The sequence below is a fragment of the Streptomyces sp. NBC_00984 genome (genome assembly GCF_045162475.1).
Lineage (GTDB): Bacteria > Actinomycetota > Actinomycetes > Streptomycetales > Streptomycetaceae > Streptomyces.
In genome coordinates this window covers 975,491-995,856 of record NZ_CP108734.1, presented here as the reverse complement: position 1 = coordinate 995,856, position 20,366 = coordinate 975,491, and the positions used below count along the sequence as shown (strand labels likewise).

Below are 20,366 nucleotides of genomic sequence, written 5' to 3'. Positions count from 1 at the left end.
TGCCTAGCGTCATGACCATGAGCCATCCGCAGAGTTACGAGATCCTGCTGGTCCCCGGATTCGCCGAGGACACCACCGAGGCCGCCGAGCCGGGCGGCGCCATCCGCTCGGCGGTCGTGTCGGCGACCGGGGAGACGGGAGCATCCGGTTACCCCCGGTATTCCGGCGAGGGCATCGTCGCGGACATCGACCCCGCGACGCACTCGGTCGAGGCCCTGCTGGTCGACGGCGCCGAGCTGGCCTTCGGCCTCACGGCCCGGATCGAGGAACGGGACGCCGGGACCGACGCCGACCGCTGAGGCCGCGCCGCCCGCTCCCGGACACGACGAGGGGCCCGACCGCCCGGACACTGTCCGCCCCGGCCGGGCCCCCGATGTGACGGCATGATCCAAACGAGAAGCCCTAGGTGTTCTGCCCCTTCTGCTGCTCCTCGATGGACTTGCGGACGTCGTCCATGTCCAGCTTCCTCGCCTGCCCGATCACGTCCTCCAGCGCCGCCTCCGGCAGCGCCCCGGGCTGTGCGAAAACCGCCACGTTCTCCCGGACGATCATCAGCGTGGGAATGGAGCGGATCTCGAAGGCCGCCGCCAGCTCCTGCTGTGCCTCCGTGTCGACCTTGGCGAAGACCAGGTCGTCGTGGCGCTCCGACGCCGCGTCGTAGACCGGGGCGAACTGCCGGCACGGGCCGCACCAGGAAGCCCAGAAGTCGATCAGGACGAAGTCGTTCCCACTGACGACCTGATCGAAGTTTTCCTTGGTGAGCTCAACGGTGCTCATTGTCTGCTACCTCTTCCTGTGCCCGCTCGGACCTGTCCGGACAACGGTGCCTGCACTTGCGCTATTCCGCCTGCCCATGTGGCCGCCGCGCACACCCACGACCAGACTGTCCCCATGACAGATGCTTCCCTGAACGCCGAGTACGACGTCGTGGTGATCGGAGCGGGTCCGGTGGGCGAGAACGTCGCCGACCGGGCCCGCGCCGCCGGGCTGAGCGCCGCCGTCATCGAGGTGGAACTCATCGGCGGCGAATGCTCCTACTGGGCCTGCATGCCCAGCAAGGCCCTGCTGCGCCCGGTGGTCGCCCGCGCCGACGCCCGCCGCGTCCCGGGCCTCAGCGACGCCGTGCAGGGGCCGCTGGACACCCCGGCGGTCCTCGCCCACCGTGACACGTACGCATCGCACTGGAAGGACGACGGACAGGTCGCCTGGCTGGAGGGCATCGGCGCGGACATCTACCGGGGCCAGGGCAGGCTCACCGGCAAGAAGGCGGTGTCCGTCACCGCGCCCGACGGTACGGAGCACCGGCTCACCGCCCGCCAGGCCGTCGCCGTCTGCACCGGCAGCCGCGCCGTCGTCCCCGACCTGCCCGGCATCGAGGGGGCCCGCCCCTGGACCAGCCGGGAGGCGACGAGCGCCAAGAAGGTGCCCGGCCGCCTCGTGATCGTCGGCGGCGGCGTGGTCGGAGTGGAGATGGCCACCGTCTGGCAGGCCCTCGGTGCCCGGGTGACGATGCTGGTCCGCGGCAAGGGGCTCCTGCCGAGGATGGAACCCTTCGCCGGCGAACTGGTCGGACAGGCCCTCACCGAGGCGGGCGCCGACATCCGCACCGGGGTCTCGGTCGCCTCCGTACGGCGCGCGGTCCCGGACGGCCCGGTCACCGTGGAACTGGCGGGCGGCGGACACGTCGAGGCCGACGAGATCCTCTTCGCCACCGGCCGGGCCCCGCGCACCGACGACCTCGGACTGGAAACGGTGGGCCTGGAGCCCGGATCCTGGCTCACCGTCGACGACAGCTGCCGCGTTGAAGGCACCACCTGGCTCTACGCGGTCGGTGACGTCAACCACCGGGCGCTCCTCACCCACCAGGGCAAGTACCAGGCACGCATCGCGGGCGCCGCGATCGCCGCCCGCGCCGCCGGCGTACCGCTGCTGGAGACCGACCGCTGGGGCGCCCACGCCGCCACCGCCGACCACGCGGCCGTCCCCCAGGTCGTCTTCACCGACCCGGAGGCCGCCTCGGTCGGCCTCACGCTCGCCGAGGCCGAGCGGGCAGGCCACCGGGTACGCGCCGTCGACCAGGACTTCGCCGCGGTGGCCGGCTCGGGCCTGTACGCGGATGGCTACCGGGGCCGCGCCCGCATGATCGTGGACCTCGACCGGGAGATCCTGCTCGGTGTCAGCTTCGTCGGACCGGGCATCGGCGAGCTGCTGCACTCGGCGACGATCGCGGTCTCGGGCGAGGTCCCCATCGACCGGCTGTGGCACGCCGTACCCGCGTATCCGACGATCAGTGAGGTCTGGCTGCGGCTGCTGGAGGCGCACCGGGACGCGTAGCCCTCCGAGGCGGGCCGGCCGTGAGGACGGCCGCGAATTCGATTCGCTGACCGTCGCCGGGGCCGACGGCGGGCCCGTGCGTCCGCAGGGCGGGCGAGGGGCCACCGGTGCTCCTGCTGCACGGATTTCCGCAGACGCACGCGATGTGGCATGCCGTCGCCCCCGACTGGCCGCGGAGTTCACCGTCGTGGCCACCGATCTGCGCGGGTACGGGGAGAGCGGGCGGGCCGTCCGGACCGGCGACGGCCCGTCGCCGTACAGCAAACGTGCCACGGCCGGCGACCTCGTCCGGGTGATGGGCGAGCTGGGCTTCGACCGCCCCGGTCGTGGCGGGCCACGACCGGGGCGCCCGGTGCGCCTACCGGCCGGCCCTGGACCATCGGGATCGGGTGGGCCGGCTGGCGGTGCTCGACATCGTGCCGACGGCGGACGCGCTGGACGCGGTGGACGCACCGGGGGCCAGGCAGCTGTGGCGCTGGTTCCTCATGGCCCAGCCGTATCCCGTGGCGGAGCGGATGATCGCGGGCGACCCCGAGACGTTCCTCTTCGGGGCGCACGCCCGGCTGTTCGCGCCCGAGGCGCTCGCCGCCTACCGGGCCGCCGCTACGGACCCGGCCGTCGTGCACGCGATGTGCGAGGCGCGACCCGCCCGGTCCGTGCTGCAACGACACCGCTCCGCGAAATCGCAGCACGGGATCGTCCCCGGCCACGAAACGTTTCGCCGGCATTCCCGCCACCTCCCCGAGTCGATCGCCATCCTCGGCGGGCGGGGCGGTCGCAACCAGTCGTTGCGGATGCTGTGACCAGGACTCACCGGCAGGGCCGAATGGCCGGGCCCGACCGCAGAGTCGGGCCCGGCGGTCGGGCCGAACGGTCAGACAGGCGGCCGGAGATCGCTGGTGGTGACCCGCACATGGTCGACGACGAGCTGCTGCGGGAAGGAGGTGCTGCCGTCCGGGTCGCCGGGCCAGTAGCCGCCGACCGCGAGGTTGAGGATCAGGAAGAAGGGCTTGTCGAACACCCAGTTGTTGCCGCCGAGGTCGGCGGGCGTACGGCGCTGGAAGACGTTTCCGTCCACCGACCAGGTCACCGAGCCGGGCGCCCAGTCGACGGCGAAGGTGTGGAAGTCGTCGGCGAACGCCTGGCCGCCGGGCAGGGTGTAGGCGGCGCCGATGCCACCGGAGCCGGAGTAGCCCGGACCGTGCAGGGTGCCGTGGACCGTGGACGGTTCGAAGCCGACGTTCTCCATGACGTCGATCTCGCCCGAGTTCGGCCAGCCGACCTGGCCGATGTCGTCGCCCAGCATCCAGAAGGCCGGCCACATGCCCTGACCGCGCGGCACCTTCATCCTCGCCTCGACGTGTCCGTACGTCTGGGTGAACCTGCCGGCGGTGTTCAGTCGTGCCGAGGTGTACTCGCAGGTCCCGTACCAGCACTGGTAGTTGTTCGGATTCTCGCGACGCGCCGTGATGACCAGATGACCCTGGCCGTCGAGCGCCGCGTTGCTGTTCCCGGCCGTGTAGTACTGCCGTTCATGGTTGTTGACGTTGTCGCCGGTCTCGATCTGCCACTTGGCGCCGTCCACGGCGGAGCCCGCGGGGCCGTCGAAGTCATCGGTGAACGCCGCTGCCGCGGCCCGTGGTCCGGGCGCGGGCACTCCGGCCGCGAGACCGGAAGAGGCCGGGACGAGGGCGAGTGCGGAGAGTGCGCAGAGCGCGGACAGGAGCAGTCGGCGGGGGAGGCGGGGGGAGGTCATGGGGGTCCTTCCCGTGCGGAACAGAGTGGTCGAGTGATTGCCATGCATATGACAAAGACTCGTTGTGGGGGAGCAGGGAGAGGTCTTGGTTCTGTATGCGATTTAAGAAGTGAACCAACACGGTGTCAAGGGCTTGGTATGGACCACACTTCTTGCATTCAACGACGGCATCAGCCGGCCGGTGCGGGGGACAGCGGCTGTCCGCACCGCAGGTTCCACCGGCCGGACCGGCCGCTGAGCCCGGTCAGGGTCAGTGGGGCGACGTCCAGCCGCCAGAACGCCTCCGGCGGCAGGGCGAGCGCCTCGACGATCACCGCCCGCACCACCGCCGGCTCCACGACGCCCAGCACGCGGAGGCCCGCCCCGCCCCCGGCGGACTCCAGCGTCTCCAGCCAGCGCCCGGCCCGGGAACAGAGCTCCAGCAGGGACTCGCCGCCATGGGGAGCCGCCGAGGGGTCGGTGAGCCACGCCGACACCGCCTCCGGCTCCTCGCCGCCGACCGCCGCCAGCCGTCGGCCACTCCAGCGGCCCATGTCCCAGCCACGGACGGCCGGTTCGGGCCCGGTGCGCAGCCCCAGCGCGTCGGCGGTCCCGGCGCACCGCTCGGACGGCCCGCGCAGCTGCCGGTCGGCGGCGGGCACCGCTGCCGCGGCGGCCCTGGCCCGGCGGGCCCCCGCAGCGTCGAGCGGCGCGTCGCCGTCGAAACGGGCCTCGCGCAGCGCGGCGTTGAGCGCCGGTGAGATCAACATCACCTGTACCGTCATGACCCGCTCGACTCCCTGAACTTCGGCACCTCTGTGCCCACCATGGCATCAGGGCGATCCTGCCCGGTCACCGGCACCATGGCGGTGCCTGTCCCCAAGCGGTATGGTCACGGCGAACATGACGTAGGTGTGACGGAAGTCCGGTGAGAATCCGGCACGGTCGCGCCACTGTGAACCCGTACCTGTGCGGGAAGTCAGACCCAGCACCCACGTCTCAGGCACCACGATCGGGACGCGTGTTCCCTCAGGAGGTTCTGCCATGGCACAGACTGCTGCCCCCGCCACCGCCGTACCGGCGATCACTCCCATCTCCCTGAAGGCCATTGCCCCTTGGGCGGTCTTCTTCGGCATCCTCATGCTCGTACTGCTGTACTTCGTCGGCGCCGAGCAGGGCGCCACCGCGGTCATCTCCGGCGAAGGTGTCCACGAGTGGGTCCACGACGGCCGCCACCTCCTCGGTTTCCCCTGCCACTGACGTACCGTTCGATCCAGGGGAACCCTCATGAACTCCATATCTGTCAGAGCCCTGCTCGTCCGCGGCATGCTGGCCGGCCTCGCCGCGGGTGCGCTCGCTCTGCTCGTCGCCTACTTCCTCGGTGAGTCGCGTGTGGACGCGGCCATCGCTCTGGAGGAGTCGCACAGCCATCACCACGACGGCGGCGAGGAACTGGTCAGCCGCACCATGCAGTCCACCGCCGGCCTCGCCACCGGAGTGCTCGTCTTCGGTGTGGCGATCGGCGGCATCGCCGCCCTCGTATTCTGCTATGCCCTCGGCCGGATCGGCAGATTCGGCCCCCGGGCCACGGCCGCGCTGATCGCGGGTGCGGCCCTGCTGACGGTGTACGTCGTGCCGTTCCTGAAGTACCCGGCCAACCCGCCGGCCGTCGGCAATCCCGACACCATCGGCAGACGTACCGCCCTGTTCTTCCTGATGGTCGCCCTCAGTGTGCTGCTGGCCGTCGCCGCGGTCATCCTCGGCAGACGGCTGGCTCTCCGTCTGGGCAACTGGAACGCGACGATCGCGGCATCCGCCGCCTACGTCCTGGTGATCGGGCTCGCCTATGTGTTCCTGCCCTCGTACAACGAGGTCGGCAAGGACTTCCCGGCCGCCCTGCTGTGGGAGTTCCGTCTGAGCACCCTCGCCGTGCAGGCCACCCTCTGGGCGACCTTCGGCCTCTTCTTCGGCTATCTGACGGACCGGCTTCTCGTACCGGCAACCGGCACCGCCGCGGCCGCGAACAGCGGCGCGAACCGGGCGGCCACTGCGGCCGGCTGACAGGTACGACACACGGCATATGCGGGCAGGCCGTGGACCGGAACCCCGCCGGGAGCTCCCGGCGGGGTTCCGGCGTTTGCCGTGCGCGGGCCGGACCGACGGCCGGACCCGTCACCGCGGGCCCGGCGGCCACCGGCTCACTCCTCGGTCCGCGGGCCCCAGTCGATCCGGTAGTACTTCAATGTCCCGTCCTCCTTCACCAGGCGCATACCGACGGCTTCCATGACGCGCTGCGACGCGATGTTGTCCAGGTCGGCGTCACCGTGCACACGGCTCACACCCTGCTCGCGGGCGAACCGGAGCAGGGCGCGCAAGGCCTCGGAGGCGTAGCCCATCCCCCGGGCCGAGGGGACGAGGCCGTAACCGATCGTGACGTTCCCGTTCTCGTCGGGCGCGCCGTGGAACCCCATCCCGCCGATCACCCGGCCGTCCTCGCGGCGGCGTATCTCGTACGAACCGAAGGGGCTGGGATCACCGGTCCGCGCGCAGGTGTCGAGAAAGCGCTCGGCCGCGGCCTTCTCGCCGGGGGAGGGGTAGCCGGGCGCCCAGTGCGCCCCGTCCCCCGGTGTGCCCGCCCTCACATGCAAGGCGTCGGAGGCGTTCATCGGGTGGAGCAGGAGGCGTGGGGTCTCTAGGTCGGTCATGAGCGAGTGAAGTATCACGCGGGACGGCCGGCCGGCATCCGAATTGAATGGTCCGGCCGGGATCCCACCGGCCGGAGGCGTGGGGCGCGACCCCGGCGTCGGGGCCTTCCCGGGCTCACCCGGCGGAAGGCTCCGGGAAGCTCGTCCGGCCTGAACCGGATTCGAAGTCGAAGTCTCCGGAGAACACCGCCGCCATCCGCAGATGACCGGCTGCCTCCGCGCCCCGACCCTGGCGCTCAAGCGTGCGGCCGAGCATCAGCCGCGCGTAGTGCTCCACCGGGTCGCGCTCCAGTACCGCCCGCAGCTCCGCTTCGGCCCTGCCGAGCCGTGCCGAGTGGTAGTAGGTCCGGGCCAGCAGCAGACGCGGCGACACCTGCTCCGGGACCTCCTCGACCAGCCCTTCCAGGATCCGGGCCGCGGTCATGTACTCCTTCGCCTCGAAGAACATCTGCGCACGGTTCCAGCGGTCGGCAGCCGTGCCGAACTCGTAGTAGGTGTCGCTCACTTGACCTCCTCCGTCATGGACCGTCCCCGGATCGCGCCCGGCTCCGTCCAGCCACCGACCAGGCTCCCGCCCGGTCGTCCCGCAATGGCCGCAACACGGCATGGTGGTTGAATATTCCACTAAATTGTCGGCGTGGGTACCGTCATCCCCGGCCCCGCACAGGAATAGGTTGAGCGCCATGAGCAATCTCGATCGCCAGGCCGCACTCTCCGTCTGCGGGGGACGTGGCTTCGTCGTCGCCGAGCCCGTACGCGAACTCCTCACCCCTCGCCATGTCCGGCTGGGCGAGTCCACCGAGGTTCGCAGGCTGCTGCCCAACCTGGGCCGCCGGATGGTCGGCGCCTGGGCCTTCGTCGATCATTACGGCCCCGACGACATCGCGGGCGAACCCGGGATGCAGGTGCCGCCCCATCCTCACATGGGCCTGCAGACGGTCAGCTGGCTGCACGACGGCGAGGTCCTGCACCGCGACAGCCTCGGCAGTCTCCGTACGATCCGTCCGCGCGAACTGGGCCTGATGACCTCCGGCCGGGCCATCAGCCACTCCGAGGAGAGCCCGAAGTCCCACGCGAGGTTTCTGCACGGCGCCCAGCTCTGGGTCGCGCTGCCCGACGCCCACCGCCACGTCGAGCCCCACTTCCAGCACCACACCGACCTGCCGGCCGTCTCGGCCCCGGGCCTCACCGCCACCCTGATCCTGGGCGAACTCGACGGCACGACCTCGCCCGGCACCGCGTACACCCCGATCGTTGGCGCCGACATCGCCCTGACCGCCGGTGCCGAGGCGAGGCTGCCGCTCGACCCGGACTTCGAGTACGCGGTGCTCTCCATGTCCGGTCAGGCCGAGGTCGACGGTGTGCCCGTGCTTCCCGGTTCGATGCTCTACCTCGGCTGCGGCCGTACCGAACTCCCCCTGCGCGGGGACACCGACGCGGGCCTCATGCTCCTCGGCGGCGAGCCGTTCGAGGAGGAGATCGTCATGTGGTGGAACTTCATCGGACGGTCCCACGAGGAGATCGAGGAGGCCCGGCAAGCGTGGGCGGAGGGCTCCCGCTTTGGTGAGGTGCACGGCTACGACGGCGGCCGGCTGCCTGCTCCCGCCCTGCCGCCGGTGGCGCTGAAACCGCGAGGCCGGGTGCGCTGACCTGGGGTGATGTGCCCTCCGATGCCCCCGTTGCGTGCGCTCTCTGCGTCCCCTCGTCGGTACGGCGGGGGGACGCAGTTGTGCCTGCCGTGGGTCGGTTCCGCGGGCGGTCGGCAGTTGCATGTGGTGGCACCTGTGCAGCCACCCCTCTCACGACAGCCACCCCCTCCGCGCCGCCTGCCACACCAACTGCGTCCGCGTCGCGGCGCCGGCGCGCTGCATCAGCACCTGGATCCGGCGCTGCACCGTGCGCTGGCTGACCCGTAGCTGCGAGGCGATCGCCTTGTCCGCGACCCCGGCGACGACCAGGGACAGCAGATACCGCTCGTCGTCGGCGACGTTCGCACCGGGCCGCGGGCTGCCGCCGAAGTCGGCCAGCCCGCCGGAGTCCGTGACGTGCAGCGGCGACGCCGCCGCCCACTGGCTCTCGAACAGCGCGATCAGCGCGTCGAGCAGGCTGCTGCCGTGTACCACCGCGGCCGTCGGCTCACCCAGCGAACCACCCGAACCGCCGTGCATCAGCGGGCAGATGGCGATCGAACCGTCCGCGATCACCATCCGCACCGGCAGCGTCCCGGTAGCCCGCGCCTGCTCACCCGCGCGGATGCTCCGGGCGACGTTGTCGACCATGCCGGGCTCCTCCAGCAGCGCGCGCTCGTAGATGGCCTCGTACCGCACCCCACGGGCGAGCAGCTCCCACTCCTCGTCGTTCTCCGCCGCAGGCATGGCCACATGGCCGGCCTTGCAGAGCCACCGCATCTCACTGGCCCCGTACGCCATATGACGCAGCCGCTGCCTGATCACACTCGCCCCCGTGATCACCTCGACAAGCTGCCCCGCGTCATGCCGCCGCCCCCCGGCCCGGTACTCCTCGGTGAGCTGCTCCACCCCCCGCCGCGCCGACTCCAGCGCCTCATGCCCACGCAGCAGCAGCGGACGCAGCGCTGCATCGGGCGCCACCGGTACATAGCGCACCGCGCCCCCCACCGGCGAAACGGCCACCCGCCCCACCAGCCCCTTGTCGTGGAGCGATGCCAACAGCCTGTGTGCCTGCGCCACTTCGAGCCCCAGCTGCTCCGCGATCACTGCGGCATCAGCCTCACGCACCCCGACGAGGAAGCGGTACACCCGCTCCTCCCCCGCCTCGATCCCCGCGGCCTCCAGCACGTGTCCGCCTCTCACGACGCCCCCACCCACCCCAACCGATGTACCACCCACCGGACACAGCGTGATCTAACCACACCCGCACACCGGGGACGATGTCCGCGTTATCACGCACGACGACCATCCGACTTCGATATGCGCGAAGTGTCGGCGAGCGGACATGTCACTTTTTCGACAGGCGCGGCCGTAGCGTCGGTGCCCCTCCCTGTCGAGGCTTGACCCGCCGGTCGCGGAACCCTCCCTGCCGGCGGAAGGAGAGCGTTCAGCATGCGTTTCAGGCGAAGAGCCGCACTGCTCAGCTTCACCTTGGCGACCACCATGGCCACCACCGTGGCCGGCGGCGGCCTGGTGTACGGTGCCACCCCCGCGCCGAAGACCGGGAAGGACGCGGTAACCACCCCGTCCCTGGCAGAAGTCCGCACCGCGAAGGTCACCCTCGTCACCGGAGACCAGGTGACGGTGGCCACGAGGGCGGGCAAGACCCTCGCCGTCAACATCACCCCGTACCACCGCAGTGCGGCCGAGCTGCGGACGTACACCGTCGGCACCGATGTGTACGTGATTCCGCGCGACGTCGAAGCGCTGGTGCACAACGGTCAGGTGGACGGCCGGCTGTTCAACGTCACCCAGCTCATCGCCCAGGGGTACGACGATGCCCACCACGCGTCGACCCCGATGATCGTGCGCTACGCGTCCGGCGCCAAGGACACCGCACCCGGCGGAGCCCGCCTCACACGGAAACTCCCCGGCGTACGCGGAGCCGCCGTCAGCGCCGACAAGCGCAAGGGCGCCACGTTCTGGGAGGCCATCGACGACGACAGCGCCCGCGCAGGTACCCCCAAGGCCCGTCTCTCGGCCGGCGTCCAGCGCCTCTGGCTGGACGGGCAGGTCAAGGCGCTCCTCGACAAAAGCGTCCCGCAGATCGGCGCCCCGGAGGCGTGGAAGGACGGTTTCGACGGCACCGGCGTGAAGGTCGCGGTGCTGGACACCGGTGTCGACGCCACCCACCCCGACCTCGCCGACCGCATCGTGGAAAGCCGCAGCTTCGTCCCCGGCGAGACGGCGCGCGACGGCCATGGCCACGGCACCCACGTCGCCTCCACCATCCTGGGAAGCGGAGCCGCCTCCGGCGGGAAGTACCGGGGCGTGGCACCGGGCGCCGGACTGATCGTGGGCAAGGTGCTCGACGACGGCGGCACCGGCTCGGAATCCTCGATCATCGAAGGGATGGACTGGGCCGCGCACTCGGGGGCGAAGGTCATCTCCATGAGCCTGGGCGGCGGGGAAGGCGCCGACGGCACCGACCCCATGTCGGTGGCGGTCAACGAACTGACGGCGCAGACCGGCGTGTTGTTCACCATCGCGGCGGGCAACAGCGGCCCCGCGGCGACATCCGTCGGCTCACCCGGAGCCGCCGACGCGGCCCTGACGGTCGGCGCCGTGGACTCCACCGACGCGGTCACCGACTTCTCCAGCCGGGGCCCACGAGGCGGTAACGGCGGGCTCAAGCCGGAGATCACCGCGCCGGGCTCGCGGATCGTCGCCGCCCGCGCCGCCGGCACGACGATGGGCACACCGGTGGACGGCTCGTACACCACCGCGAGTGGCACCTCCATGGCCACGCCGCACGTGGCCGGCGCCGCCGCGATCCTCGCGCAGCGCCACCCCGACTGGACGCCGGCCCGTTTGAAGAGCCAGCTGATCAGTACGGCCAAGACCACCGCCGCCACCTCCGTCTACGCCCAGGGCGCCGGCCGCGTGGACGTGGCACGCGCACTCCGGCAGCCCGTATCGGCCAGCGGCACGGCCGACTTCGGACTGCGGGACTGGGACGCCACCGCCCCGGTCGGGAAGAAGATCGAGTACGTCAACGACGGCGACCAGCCGGTCACCCTCGCCCTGAAGGTCGAGAACGCGGGAGAGGAACTGCCGGCCGGAGTGCTCAGCCTGGGAGCCGACTCGGTGACCGTGCCGGCGCACGGCACCGCCGAGGTCGACCTCACCCTCAACACCGCCGGCGTGACGACCGGATCCCACGGCGCGCACGTCACCGCGGTTTCCGCCGACGGACGGACGGCGGCAGTGACGGCGGTCGGCTTCGGCCGGGACGTACAGCGCTTCGACGTCACGCTGAAGGTGCTCGACCGCGACGGCAAGCCGACGAGCGGCATCGCCGCGGTCACCGCCTGGCAGCTGGGCCGCCACGAACTGCCCGAGACGTACCCGGTCGCAGCGGACGGGACCGTCGTGGTGCGGGTACCGCGCGGCGAGCACGCCTTCATCTCGGAGATCTTCCACTACACCTCCGACTGGAGCCGGCTGGAGGAGTACACCTACGCCGCCCAGCCGGGCACGATGATCGACTCCGATCGTACGTTCACCCTGGACGGCGCCAAGGCCGGCCCGGTCACCATGACCACCTCCCGGCCGACGGAGACCAACCACGCCCGCATCGGTCTGAACTTCCAGGCCGTGGACGGTGACCTCATCCACGACCGCGAGACGTGGCTGGACGGCGAGACGGCCGTGTACTCCATCCCGTCGCAGACCGCGAACGAGCGCTTCGAATCGCGCGTCGGCTGGTCGCTCGGCGCACCCGCACTCGACGCCCGCCTCGTCGGGCACGGCAACCGGACCCTGGACGCGGCCTACCTGGAGGGCTGGACGGGCTCCGCACGTATCGACGGCACCCGCGTCCTGCGCGTGGCGAAGGCCGGCGAGGGCGTCCGGGGCAAGCTCGCCCTGGTGAAGCGGAGCGCCGAGCGCACGGTGGGAGAGCAGGTCGACGACGCCGCGAGCGCCGGTGCGCTCGCCATCCTCATCTACAACGACATCCCCGAGAACTGGCTCGCAGGCAACTGGGGCCCGACGGCCACCAAGATCCCGGCGATGACCCTCTCCGGTACCCAGGGCGAGGAGCTGGCGGCCCTGGACAACGCCAGGATCAGGATCTCCGGTACGGCGGTGAGCCCGTACTCCTACGAGCTGCTGAAGTACCGCAAGGGTGGCATCCCCGCCGACCAGCGCTACCGGGTACGCGACGAGGAACTGGCCACCGTGGACGCCTCGTTCCACGCCTCGACGCCGGCCACCGAGGGCGGATACGCCCGGCTGACGCGCTCGCCGATGCAGCCGACGGCGTACTTCGGCTTCGACCGGGTGGTCCTGCCGCGCTCCCGGACCGAGTACGTCTCCGCGAACGTGCCCACCTGGGAAGCGGTGAAGGCAGGTCCCGTGTGGACGTCGGACGGCTCCTGGAAGCTGACGAACACCTCGACGCTCAAGGCCGGACAGCGCGTGCACCGCGACTGGAACAAGGCCGTGGTCCGCACCGCGCTGCCGGACGCACAGTCCAACTCGGCCGTCCGGCAGGGCGACGTCGGTGTGGTGGCGTCGGGCGGTCTGCTCGACACCGCGCCGGACCAGTCCTTCTCCGCCGAAGCCGGCAGCGACAAGGCACTGTCCACCGTCTACCGGGACGGCCAGCTCCTCGGCAGCATCCGTTCGGCGCCGGTCGCCTTCCCGATGACGGCACAGCGCGCTGAATACCGCGTGGTCACCGACGTGCAGCGGGACGCCCCCGGCTGGACGACCTCCACCAAGGTGCGTACCGACTGGCGCTTCCACTCCGAGGGGAAGGAAGGACTGACCCTGCTCCCCGTCCTGTCGGTCGACTACCGACTCGACGTCGACCAGGCCAACAGCGCCCGGCCGCACTCCACCACCCGCATCGGACTGGGCGTGCGCTACCCCAAGGGCCTGAACGGTCTGAAGCTTGCCGGGGCGAAGCTGTGGGCCTCGTACGACGACGGCACCAACTGGCGGCAGGTCCGCCTCGACGGTGGCCTCAACGGCACGATCGGCAACCCCGCGAACGCGGGCTTCGTGTCGCTGCGCGTGCAGGCCACCGATGCCGATGGCAACACCATCGAGCAGATGGTGACCCGCGCCTACCAGATCCGCCGCTGACCGATGCCGGGGCGCCTGCACCGCAGGCGCCCCGGCATGCGCGTCCACCCAGCGACGGTGACATGGGCGGGCCACACGTGGTATTCGGCCACGTCGTCTCACTGACCGCAGCGGCCTGCGCCACGGCCCGGACACCGCCGCGTCCCAGCACCCGGGCCTTCGCAGCCATCAACAACTGCCGCTGCCGTTCGTCCAGATGCGGGAGCAACACTGTGAACTCCACAGTGAGTTGATCACGAGTCTCGTTGGGAATGCGCCTACCACAAATGAGCCTCAAGGCGGGAAGCAACGCCTTGTCTCCCTGCAAACCCTTAGGCGTTTGACAGCGAATCCAGGCGTTCCGCGGCTTGCGACAGCCCTTAGGGCCTGTCCGGCGGATCATGGCCGGGGCGCGGCGTCTGGCACGGCACCTCGCGGCGTTGCCGAAACGCCCGGACAGCTCCGCTATCAGGACGCTCCGGCGCCTTGCGATGCACCGCACCAGACGCCGCGCCCTGTCCGACCCTGATCCGCCGGACAGGCCCTAGTCGTGCGAGTGAACGGGCTGGGGGTGCCAGGAGGGTGGGGTCTGCGGAGTGACGGGCTGGTGTCGTTCTACGCCTGGGCGTTGTGTCCTTGGGCGGCCTGGGCGATGACGGCGGCGTCGACGGAATCCGATATCCGTGACATGAATCGATGACACGATTCTCCCGTTGTTCTGCACGCTCCGGAGCAAGTGCGGGAAGGATCTTGTAGACGCTTCCCGGGCGGCCTAGGTTCGGATCGTCTCACCGAAAGACGAATTCGCGGAATGTCCCATCGGGTATCTACCGGGAACTCACCTGGCACTTCACGAGTGAAACCCAACAGGTCACCCCGGTGACCGTGTCCGACGAGTCGGCTGCCGGGTGTCGGTGATGAGGCGCTGGAGGCTTTCTCGGGTGGCCGCGAACTGATGTGATTTCACGTCCCTGGTCGTGTGCCGAAGTCACACGACCAGCTCCACCCGAGGGCTGTGCCATGAATCCATGTGGAGGGCTGTGTTGAATCTGCCGAGTGACCTCGCTTACGACTTCCAACAGATGCGTGAGCGGATGGCACGCAAGACGTCATCCTCCTGGTTCCGGGAGGAGCGCCAGGAGATAGAGGAGCTGGCCCGGTACGACCAGGACAGGGGGGCCGAGCGACTGGGCCGGCTGCTGGCCACCGCCCAGGAACGGGTGCCGCGGTACCGCGCACTGCGCGGCCGGGAGCAGGTGGGGCTGAGCGACTTTCCGCTGACCCGCAAGAGCGATCTCCGCGATCACTTCGTCGACTCCATCAGCCGTGATGCGACCGGCCTGATGGAGCCTGGTCGCTTCTTCCTCACCCAGACCAGCGGCAGCACCGGCCAGCCGGTCGCCCTGCTCTCCACCGCGGAGACCGGTGGTCTGTCGAACAGCGTGATCCGGGAGCGCTTCAGCGCCTACCTCGGCCTCCCGGAAAGCGGTACGGCCCTCAACGTAGGACTGCTCTTCGGGGGCACGCCGCTGCTCGAGCCGATGATGCTGCCGCGCCCCTATGTCAAGTGCAACCTCGGCGGCTTCGACCCCGATTCACCCGGGATCGTCGCCGACTACGAGGCCGTGGTGGGCCGATTCCCGGTCGACCTGGTCACCGGTTCGTCGAGCCGGGTGATCGCTTTGGCCCGCTACTGTGCCGAACGCGGCACCCGGCTTCGGCCGCAGGGCGTCATCGCCACCTACGAGCACATGCCCGACAGCGGTCGCCGCCTGGTCGAGGAGACCTTCGACTGCCAGGTGACGATGCTCTACGCCACTTCGGAAACCGGCTACGCGGCCTGGGAGTGCCGCAACGGACGGATGCACTTCCAGGACGACTTCGTCCTGCCGGAGATCACCCCGGCGGGGGACGACGCGGTGGGCGAGATCGTCCTCACCCAGCTGCTCTCCACTCCCATGCCGGTGATCCGCTACGTAACGGGCGATCTGGCGCCCCGGCCCACCACCTGTGACTGCGGACTCCCGGGGACGGTGACCGATGGTCTGCTCGGCCGGTCCGGGAGCAGCCTGGTGGGGGTCGATGGGGCGGCCTACTCACCGTATGCGCTGCTGGCTGCGCTCTGTGCCGCCGGACTGCCGGATTTCCAGGTGGTGCAGCACGAACCCGGTCTGCTCGACCTCGTCACGGAGGGTGCCTCGGCCTCCGCGGTGGCGACGGTGCGGTCCGTGAACTCGCGGCTTGGCGAGCACTTCGGGCCTAGTCAGGGTTTCCGCCTCCGCCACCGGCCGGAGGGCAGGTTCGTGCTCACCGCGGGTGGCAAGCGCAACCCCGTGGTTCAGCGTCTGGAGGTCGCGGAGGCCCCGGAACGTACCAGGTACATCCACTCCTGAATTCCCCTCGTCCCGTCACCAGCAGAGAGCGGCGCATGTGAAGACCGCGCAGGTGCGAGTCATCGAGTCCATGCAGGAATACGCATTCCGGGCCGAGGAGACGAAGGCCTTCCTCGCCGGCGGAATGCGCAACTGTCCCGACTGGCGCTTCGACGCGACAACCGCCTTCAACCACCACCGGCACGGCGGCGGAACTCGCTCCTCGGACTGAACGTGCCGGCCGAGGACGGCCACCTGACGCAGCGCCTTCACGACAACCCCGTTGCGGAGGCGCACAACGGGTTTCAGGGGGCATGGGCCGCAGGCAGCCTCGAGGTGTAGGTGCCGGCATTTCATCAAAGCCCCGCCGCGGTGGAGGCAGGCGCGGCCGGGCGTCGCCCAGTTGGGAACATCCTGGCTGAGAACCGCGCGATGAGGTTGTGGCCGCCACGCGCGACACCCCGGACCGGCCCCCCTGCTGACGACGATTGACACCACTCGCCACACCGGCCTTGAGTCGGCCCGTCCCGACCAGTCGCCGTCCAGACAACCAGGAGATTCCTCGTGATAGGCGCGAGCAGTATCCCGCAGCATCCGAAGCCGCTCGCCAACGGCACCGACCACATCGAGCACCTCCAGCAGGCGCTCGCCGTGCTGGAGGTCGAGCGGCTGCAGGCCTGGGGCCGCGAGTTGGCCACGCGGCTCCAGCGTGGCGGGCGCCTGCTGGCGGCCGGCAACGGCGGTTCGGCGGCAGAGGCCCAGCACCTCACCTCGGAGCTGGTCGGACGACTCCGGGACGACCGTCAGCCGCTGTCGGCGATCGCCCTGCACGCCGAGACCTCGGCAGTCACGGCCATCGGCAACGACTACGGGTACGACGAAGTCTTCGCTCGCCAGGTTCGGGCCCACGGTCGACCCGGGGACATCCTGCTGCTGTTGTCGACATCCGGCCGTAGCAGAAACGTCCTGCGAGCGGCTGAGGCGGCCCACGAGAGGGGCCTGACGGTCTGGGCACTCACCGGCACGGCGCCGAACCCGCTCACCGAACTCGCCGACGAGGCGGTCTGCGCGGACGGTCCCACTGCGACCGCCCAGGAATGCCACCTGGTGGCTGTGCACATCCTCTGTGCCAGTGTCGACATCGCGCTCGGCGTCTGCCCGCCGGTGACCCCCGCGGCGGCCACGCCCACAGCACCAGGCGGGCTGGTTGTGGTTGGTGACGCGCTCCTGGACCGGGACCTGCTGGGCATGGTGGACAGAGTCTCCCCAGAAGCGCCAGTTGTCGTCGTCGACCGCGTCGAGGTCTGTTCGCGGCCTGGCGGTGCCGGGCTCGCCGCGGTGCTCGCCGCTCGCAGCGCACGGCCGGTCACCCTGGTGACGGCGTTGTCCGACGACCGGGAAGGCCGGGATCTCGGCGGGCTGCTACGAGACGACGGTATCCGGGTGATCGACCTCGGGCTCGCCGGGCCGACACCGGTGAAGAGCCGAGTCCGTGCCGACGGCCGAACGGTGCTGATGTTCACCCAAGCCCCCGAGGCTGTGTCCGGACTGCGCCGCGCCCTCACCGACGATGAACACGCGCTGGTGGTCGGCGCGAGCGCCGTCCTGGTCTCGGACTACGGGCGCGGGCTCACCGAGGACGCCTCCGTCCGGGCGGCCCTCGCTGCCGCCGCTACTGCGACGCCTATGGTCTGGGACCCGCACCCGCGCGGGGCCCGGCCAGTCCCCGGTGCCCGGCTGGTCACCCCGAACCGCAAGGAGGCGACCGGCTTCGCGCCCGGGAGCGCAGGCACGGACCTGCGGTCGGACATTGAGCGCGGTCGGCAGCTCATCGACATCTGGAAGGCCGCCGGCGTCGCCGTCACACGGGGGGCCGACGGCGCCCTCCTGCTGGACACGGCGAAGTCCTCCCCCCTCGCCGTTCCCGGGCGGCACATCGTCGCGGCGGACACTTGCGGTGCCGGTGACTGTTTCGCCGCGTCGGCCACCGCGCTGCTCGCGGGCGGCGCGCTGCTCTCGGAGGCGGTCACCGGCGCCGTCCGGGCCGCCGAGGAGTTCGTAGCGGCTGGCGGCGCGACCAGCTGGATGGCGGGTACGGCGGCAGAGGAACCGGGCACCGAACGCGCCGACCCGCTGGAGGTGGTCGCCCGAGTGCGCGCCGCCGGCGGCACCGTGGTGGCGACTGGCGGCTGCTTCGATCTGCTGCACGCCGGTCACATCGCACTTCTCGAGAACGCCCGCCTGCTGGGCGACTGCCTGGTGGTGTGCCTCAACGACGACGACTCCGTCCGTCGGCTGAAGGGACCGCAGCGCCCGATCGTCACGGTCGGGGACCGGGCAGCGGTCCTGGGTTCGCTGGCCTCCGTGGACGGGGTGGTGGTCTTCGCGGAGTCCACGCCGGAGGAGGCGCTGCGTCGGATCAGGCCCGATATCTACGTCAAGGGCGGCGACTACAGGGTGGACGACGTGCCCGAGGCGGCCCTGGTCGACGGCTGGGGCGGCCGGACAGTGATCCTTCCCTATGTCGACGGGCGGTCGACCACCCGGATGGTCGACAAGATATTGCTGGGCATCGGCGACAAGTGACGTGACGTTCAAGGCCGCGAACGGCCAGTGGGGCCACAGCCTGATCCTGCTGCCCCAGGACCAGCAGGAAGCCCTGGAGGTCCGGCGCCGTGAGCAGCTCACCGACGAGTGGCAGCGGCGCTGCACCACCCGGGCCGGGGTGGAAGGCACCATCTCCCAGGCAGCGTGGCGCACCCGCATCCGCCGGACCCGCTACACCGGCCTGCCCAAGACCCACCTCGGCCACATCCTCGCCGCCACCGCGATCAACATCATCCGACTCGACGCCTGGATCACCGGCACCCCGCTCGGCGAGACCAGAACCTCACACCTGGCCCGCCTCGAACTCGCTTCCTAATGCTGTTGTCAAGCGGCTGTAGTCACCGGGGGTGCGACCTCGTAGCACCGTCGGTCACGGATCAGGGCCCAGATGACGTTGACGCGCCGACGGGCGAGGGCGAGCACGGCTTGGACGTGCTTCTTCCCCTCGGCGCGTTTGCGGTCGTAGAACTTCCGGGAGTTCGGGTCGCAACGAACGCTCACGAGCGCGGAGGTGTAGAAGACCCGTTGGAGCCTTCGGTGATAGACGACCGGCCGGTGGAGGTTGCCGCTGACCTTGCCCGAGTCGCGCGGTGCGGGAGCGACGCCGGCGAAGGCTGCCAGAGCGTCCGGGGAGTCGAACTCGTCCAGGCTGCCACCGACGGCGGCGAGAAACTCGGCACCGAGGGTCGCGCCGATGCCTGGGACACTCTGGACTATGTCGGCGAGCTCGTGCTCGCGAAACCGGCCCTCGATGAGCTTGTCCATCTCGGCGATCTGCTCGTTGAGGTCCATCACCTCCTCGGCCAGGGTGTGGACCAGCTTGGCGATGGTCTTCTCCCCCGGGATGGCGGTGTGCTGGCGCTCGGCGACCTCAACGGCTGTTTCGGCGAGGGTTCTCGCGTTGCGGACCTTGCGGTTGGCCAGCCACTTCGTCAGCCGTGTGACGCCGGTCCGTCGGATGGCAGCCGGGGTCTGGTACCCCGTCAGCAGCTTGAGCGGGCCGGTGTTGGTCACGTCCAGAGCCCGTTCCAGGGCCGGGAACATGCTCAGCAGGGTGCCGCGCAGGCGGTTGACCGAGCGGGTGCGGTCCTCGACCAGATCGGCCCGGCGTCCGGTCAGCAGTTTGAGTTCGATGGCGGCTTCGTCGCCGGGGCGGATGAGCCGCAGGTCGCGGCGCATCCTGGCCTGGTCAGCGATGACGTAGGCGTCGCGGGCGTCGGTTTTGCCTTCGCCGCGGTAGCCGTCGGAGGCCCGGTTGACCAGGCGGCCGGGCATGTAGAGGACCTCCTGGCCGTGGCTGACCAGCAGGGCCAGCAGCAGCGCGGGTTCTCCGCCGGTCATGTCGATGGCCCAGGTGACCTCGCGGCCGTCGGCCAGGTCCAGGACGTCGCCGATCAGCTTCAGCAACTCGGGCTCGTCGTTGGCCACCCGCCGCGACAGCAGGGTCTTGCCGTCGGCGTCCAGGGCCAGGCCGTGATGGTGGCCCTTGCCGCTGTCGATCCCCGCCCATATCCGGCTCATCGCGCTCCTGACGTCAGTGTTCGTTCAGCTCGTGCCACGGACGACCTCGCCGGCATTGCTCTACGCAGCGACTTGTTCGCACTTCCTAATCGGCGGCCGAGTCGTCGTGGGGTGCCGGGCGGCGAAGCGAGTTCAGCCACGAGACGGCAGCCGCCTGATAGCCACACCCAGCACCCCTGGGTGACCCAACCCTACGAATGGCTCGATCAACCCGATCAAGAAGGTAGAGCCGCCTGAACCCCTGATCAAGGCAGTCGGTTTGCGGATTTCCCAACGGAGTCTGCCGTGTCCCGGCTTCGGGACGGCCTCGCGCCGTGTGCACAGCCGCTAC

18 protein-coding genes and 1 pseudogene are annotated in these 20,366 nt (G+C 70.4%); 11 read left to right on the top strand and 8 right to left on the bottom strand.

Annotation, left to right across the window (positions count from 1 at the left end; genetic code table 11):
- Window positions 1-17 precede the first annotated feature (17 nt).
- Complete coding sequence (locus OG520_RS04185; RefSeq protein ID WP_399334959.1) at window positions 18-299, top strand: hypothetical protein; 282 nt, start codon at window positions 18-20, stop codon at window positions 297-299.
- A 103-nt stretch (window positions 300-402) separates the two neighbouring features.
- Here the strand turns inward: OG520_RS04185 and trxA are convergent, their stop codons facing one another.
- Window positions 403-777 (bottom strand): thioredoxin, encoded by a 375-nt coding sequence (gene trxA / locus OG520_RS04180; protein ID WP_406012218.1) that lies wholly within the window; start codon window positions 775-777, stop codon window positions 403-405.
- A 114-nt stretch (window positions 778-891) separates the two neighbouring features.
- Here trxA and OG520_RS04175 point away from each other — a divergent pair, with 114 nt between their 5' ends.
- Both OG520_RS04175 and OG520_RS04170 read left to right on the top strand, forming a co-directional pair.
- Entirely contained in the window at window positions 892-2,334 is a 1,443-nt protein-coding gene (locus OG520_RS04175; protein ID WP_399334955.1) for a dihydrolipoyl dehydrogenase family protein, read from the top strand.
- 326 nt (window positions 2,335-2,660) lie between these two features.
- A complete protein-coding gene (locus OG520_RS04170; protein WP_406012217.1) occupies window positions 2,661-3,137 on the top strand; it encodes a hypothetical protein in 477 nt (158 codons plus the stop codon).
- A 71-nt stretch (window positions 3,138-3,208) separates the two neighbouring features.
- On the opposite strand, the gene OG520_RS04165 is transcribed toward OG520_RS04170, so the two are convergent.
- Window positions 3,209-4,090, bottom strand: coding sequence for a family 16 glycosylhydrolase (locus OG520_RS04165; protein ID WP_406012216.1), 882 nt, complete (start codon window positions 4,088-4,090; stop codon window positions 3,209-3,211).
- A 170-nt stretch (window positions 4,091-4,260) separates the two neighbouring features.
- Window positions 4,261-4,854 carry a histidine phosphatase family protein gene (locus OG520_RS04160; RefSeq protein ID WP_406012215.1) on the bottom strand — a complete coding sequence of 198 codons (594 nt, stop codon included), beginning with the start codon at window positions 4,852-4,854 and terminating at the stop codon, window positions 4,261-4,263.
- Window positions 4,855-5,113: 259 nt separating this feature from the next.
- Between OG520_RS04160 and OG520_RS04155 the strand changes: the two genes are divergently transcribed.
- Both OG520_RS04155 and OG520_RS04150 read left to right on the top strand, forming a co-directional pair.
- Window positions 5,114-5,329, top strand: coding sequence for a CbtB-domain containing protein (locus OG520_RS04155; RefSeq protein ID WP_124720415.1), 216 nt, complete (start codon window positions 5,114-5,116; stop codon window positions 5,327-5,329).
- 27 nt (window positions 5,330-5,356) lie between these two features.
- Entirely contained in the window at window positions 5,357-6,130 is a 774-nt protein-coding gene (locus OG520_RS04150; RefSeq protein WP_406012214.1) for a CbtA family protein, read from the top strand.
- 137 nt (window positions 6,131-6,267) lie between these two features.
- Here OG520_RS04150 and OG520_RS04145 read toward each other — a convergent pair whose 3' ends face one another.
- A complete protein-coding gene (locus tag OG520_RS04145; protein WP_406012213.1) occupies window positions 6,268-6,774 on the bottom strand; it encodes a GNAT family N-acetyltransferase in 507 nt (168 codons plus the stop codon).
- A gap of 115 nt (window positions 6,775-6,889) precedes the next feature.
- Window positions 6,890-7,279, bottom strand: coding sequence for a tetratricopeptide repeat protein (locus tag OG520_RS04140; RefSeq protein ID WP_406012212.1), 390 nt, complete (start codon window positions 7,277-7,279; stop codon window positions 6,890-6,892).
- A gap of 178 nt (window positions 7,280-7,457) precedes the next feature.
- Here OG520_RS04140 and OG520_RS04135 point away from each other — a divergent pair, with 178 nt between their 5' ends.
- Window positions 7,458-8,423: a pirin family protein gene (locus OG520_RS04135; protein WP_399334939.1), complete on the top strand. Its 966-nt coding sequence runs from the start codon at window positions 7,458-7,460 to the stop codon at window positions 8,421-8,423.
- Window positions 8,424-8,573: 150 nt separating this feature from the next.
- Here OG520_RS04135 and OG520_RS04130 read toward each other — a convergent pair whose 3' ends face one another.
- Complete coding sequence (locus tag OG520_RS04130) at window positions 8,574-9,590, bottom strand: helix-turn-helix domain-containing protein (RefSeq protein WP_399335054.1); 1,017 nt, start codon at window positions 9,588-9,590, stop codon at window positions 8,574-8,576.
- Window positions 9,591-9,854: 264 nt separating this feature from the next.
- Here OG520_RS04130 and OG520_RS04125 point away from each other — a divergent pair, with 264 nt between their 5' ends.
- A complete protein-coding gene (locus tag OG520_RS04125) occupies window positions 9,855-13,556 on the top strand; it encodes a S8 family serine peptidase (protein ID WP_406012211.1) in 3,702 nt (1,233 codons plus the stop codon).
- Between the two features lie 91 nt (window positions 13,557-13,647).
- On the opposite strand, the pseudogene OG520_RS04120 reads toward OG520_RS04125, so the two are convergent.
- Window positions 13,648-13,809, bottom strand: a pseudogene (locus OG520_RS04120) (ISAzo13 family transposase); the annotation flags it as partial.
- A 769-nt stretch (window positions 13,810-14,578) separates the two neighbouring features.
- On the opposite strand from OG520_RS04120, the gene OG520_RS04115 reads away from it, so the two are divergent.
- The 4 genes from OG520_RS04115 to OG520_RS04100 all read left to right on the top strand — a co-directional run bounded on the left by OG520_RS04115 (window position 14,579) and on the right by OG520_RS04100 (window position 18,830).
- Complete coding sequence (locus OG520_RS04115; protein ID WP_406012210.1) at window positions 14,579-15,928, top strand: phenylacetate--CoA ligase family protein; 1,350 nt, start codon at window positions 14,579-14,581, stop codon at window positions 15,926-15,928.
- A 37-nt stretch (window positions 15,929-15,965) separates the two neighbouring features.
- Complete coding sequence (locus tag OG520_RS04110; RefSeq protein WP_406012209.1) at window positions 15,966-16,139, top strand: hypothetical protein; 174 nt, start codon at window positions 15,966-15,968, stop codon at window positions 16,137-16,139.
- A 332-nt stretch (window positions 16,140-16,471) separates the two neighbouring features.
- The gene (gene rfaE2 / locus OG520_RS04105) at window positions 16,472-18,493 is read left to right on the top strand and encodes a D-glycero-beta-D-manno-heptose 1-phosphate adenylyltransferase (RefSeq protein WP_406012208.1); all 2,022 of its coding nucleotides are present in this window, start codon (window positions 16,472-16,474) and stop codon (window positions 18,491-18,493) included.
- A gap of 1 nt (window position 18,494) precedes the next feature.
- Complete coding sequence (locus OG520_RS04100; RefSeq protein WP_406012207.1) at window positions 18,495-18,830, top strand: transposase; 336 nt, start codon at window positions 18,495-18,497, stop codon at window positions 18,828-18,830.
- 8 nt (window positions 18,831-18,838) lie between these two features.
- Here the strand turns inward: OG520_RS04100 and OG520_RS04095 are convergent, their stop codons facing one another.
- Entirely contained in the window at window positions 18,839-20,035 is a 1,197-nt protein-coding gene (locus OG520_RS04095; protein ID WP_406011714.1) for an IS110 family transposase, read from the bottom strand.
- Between the last annotated feature and the right edge of the window lie 331 nt (window positions 20,036-20,366).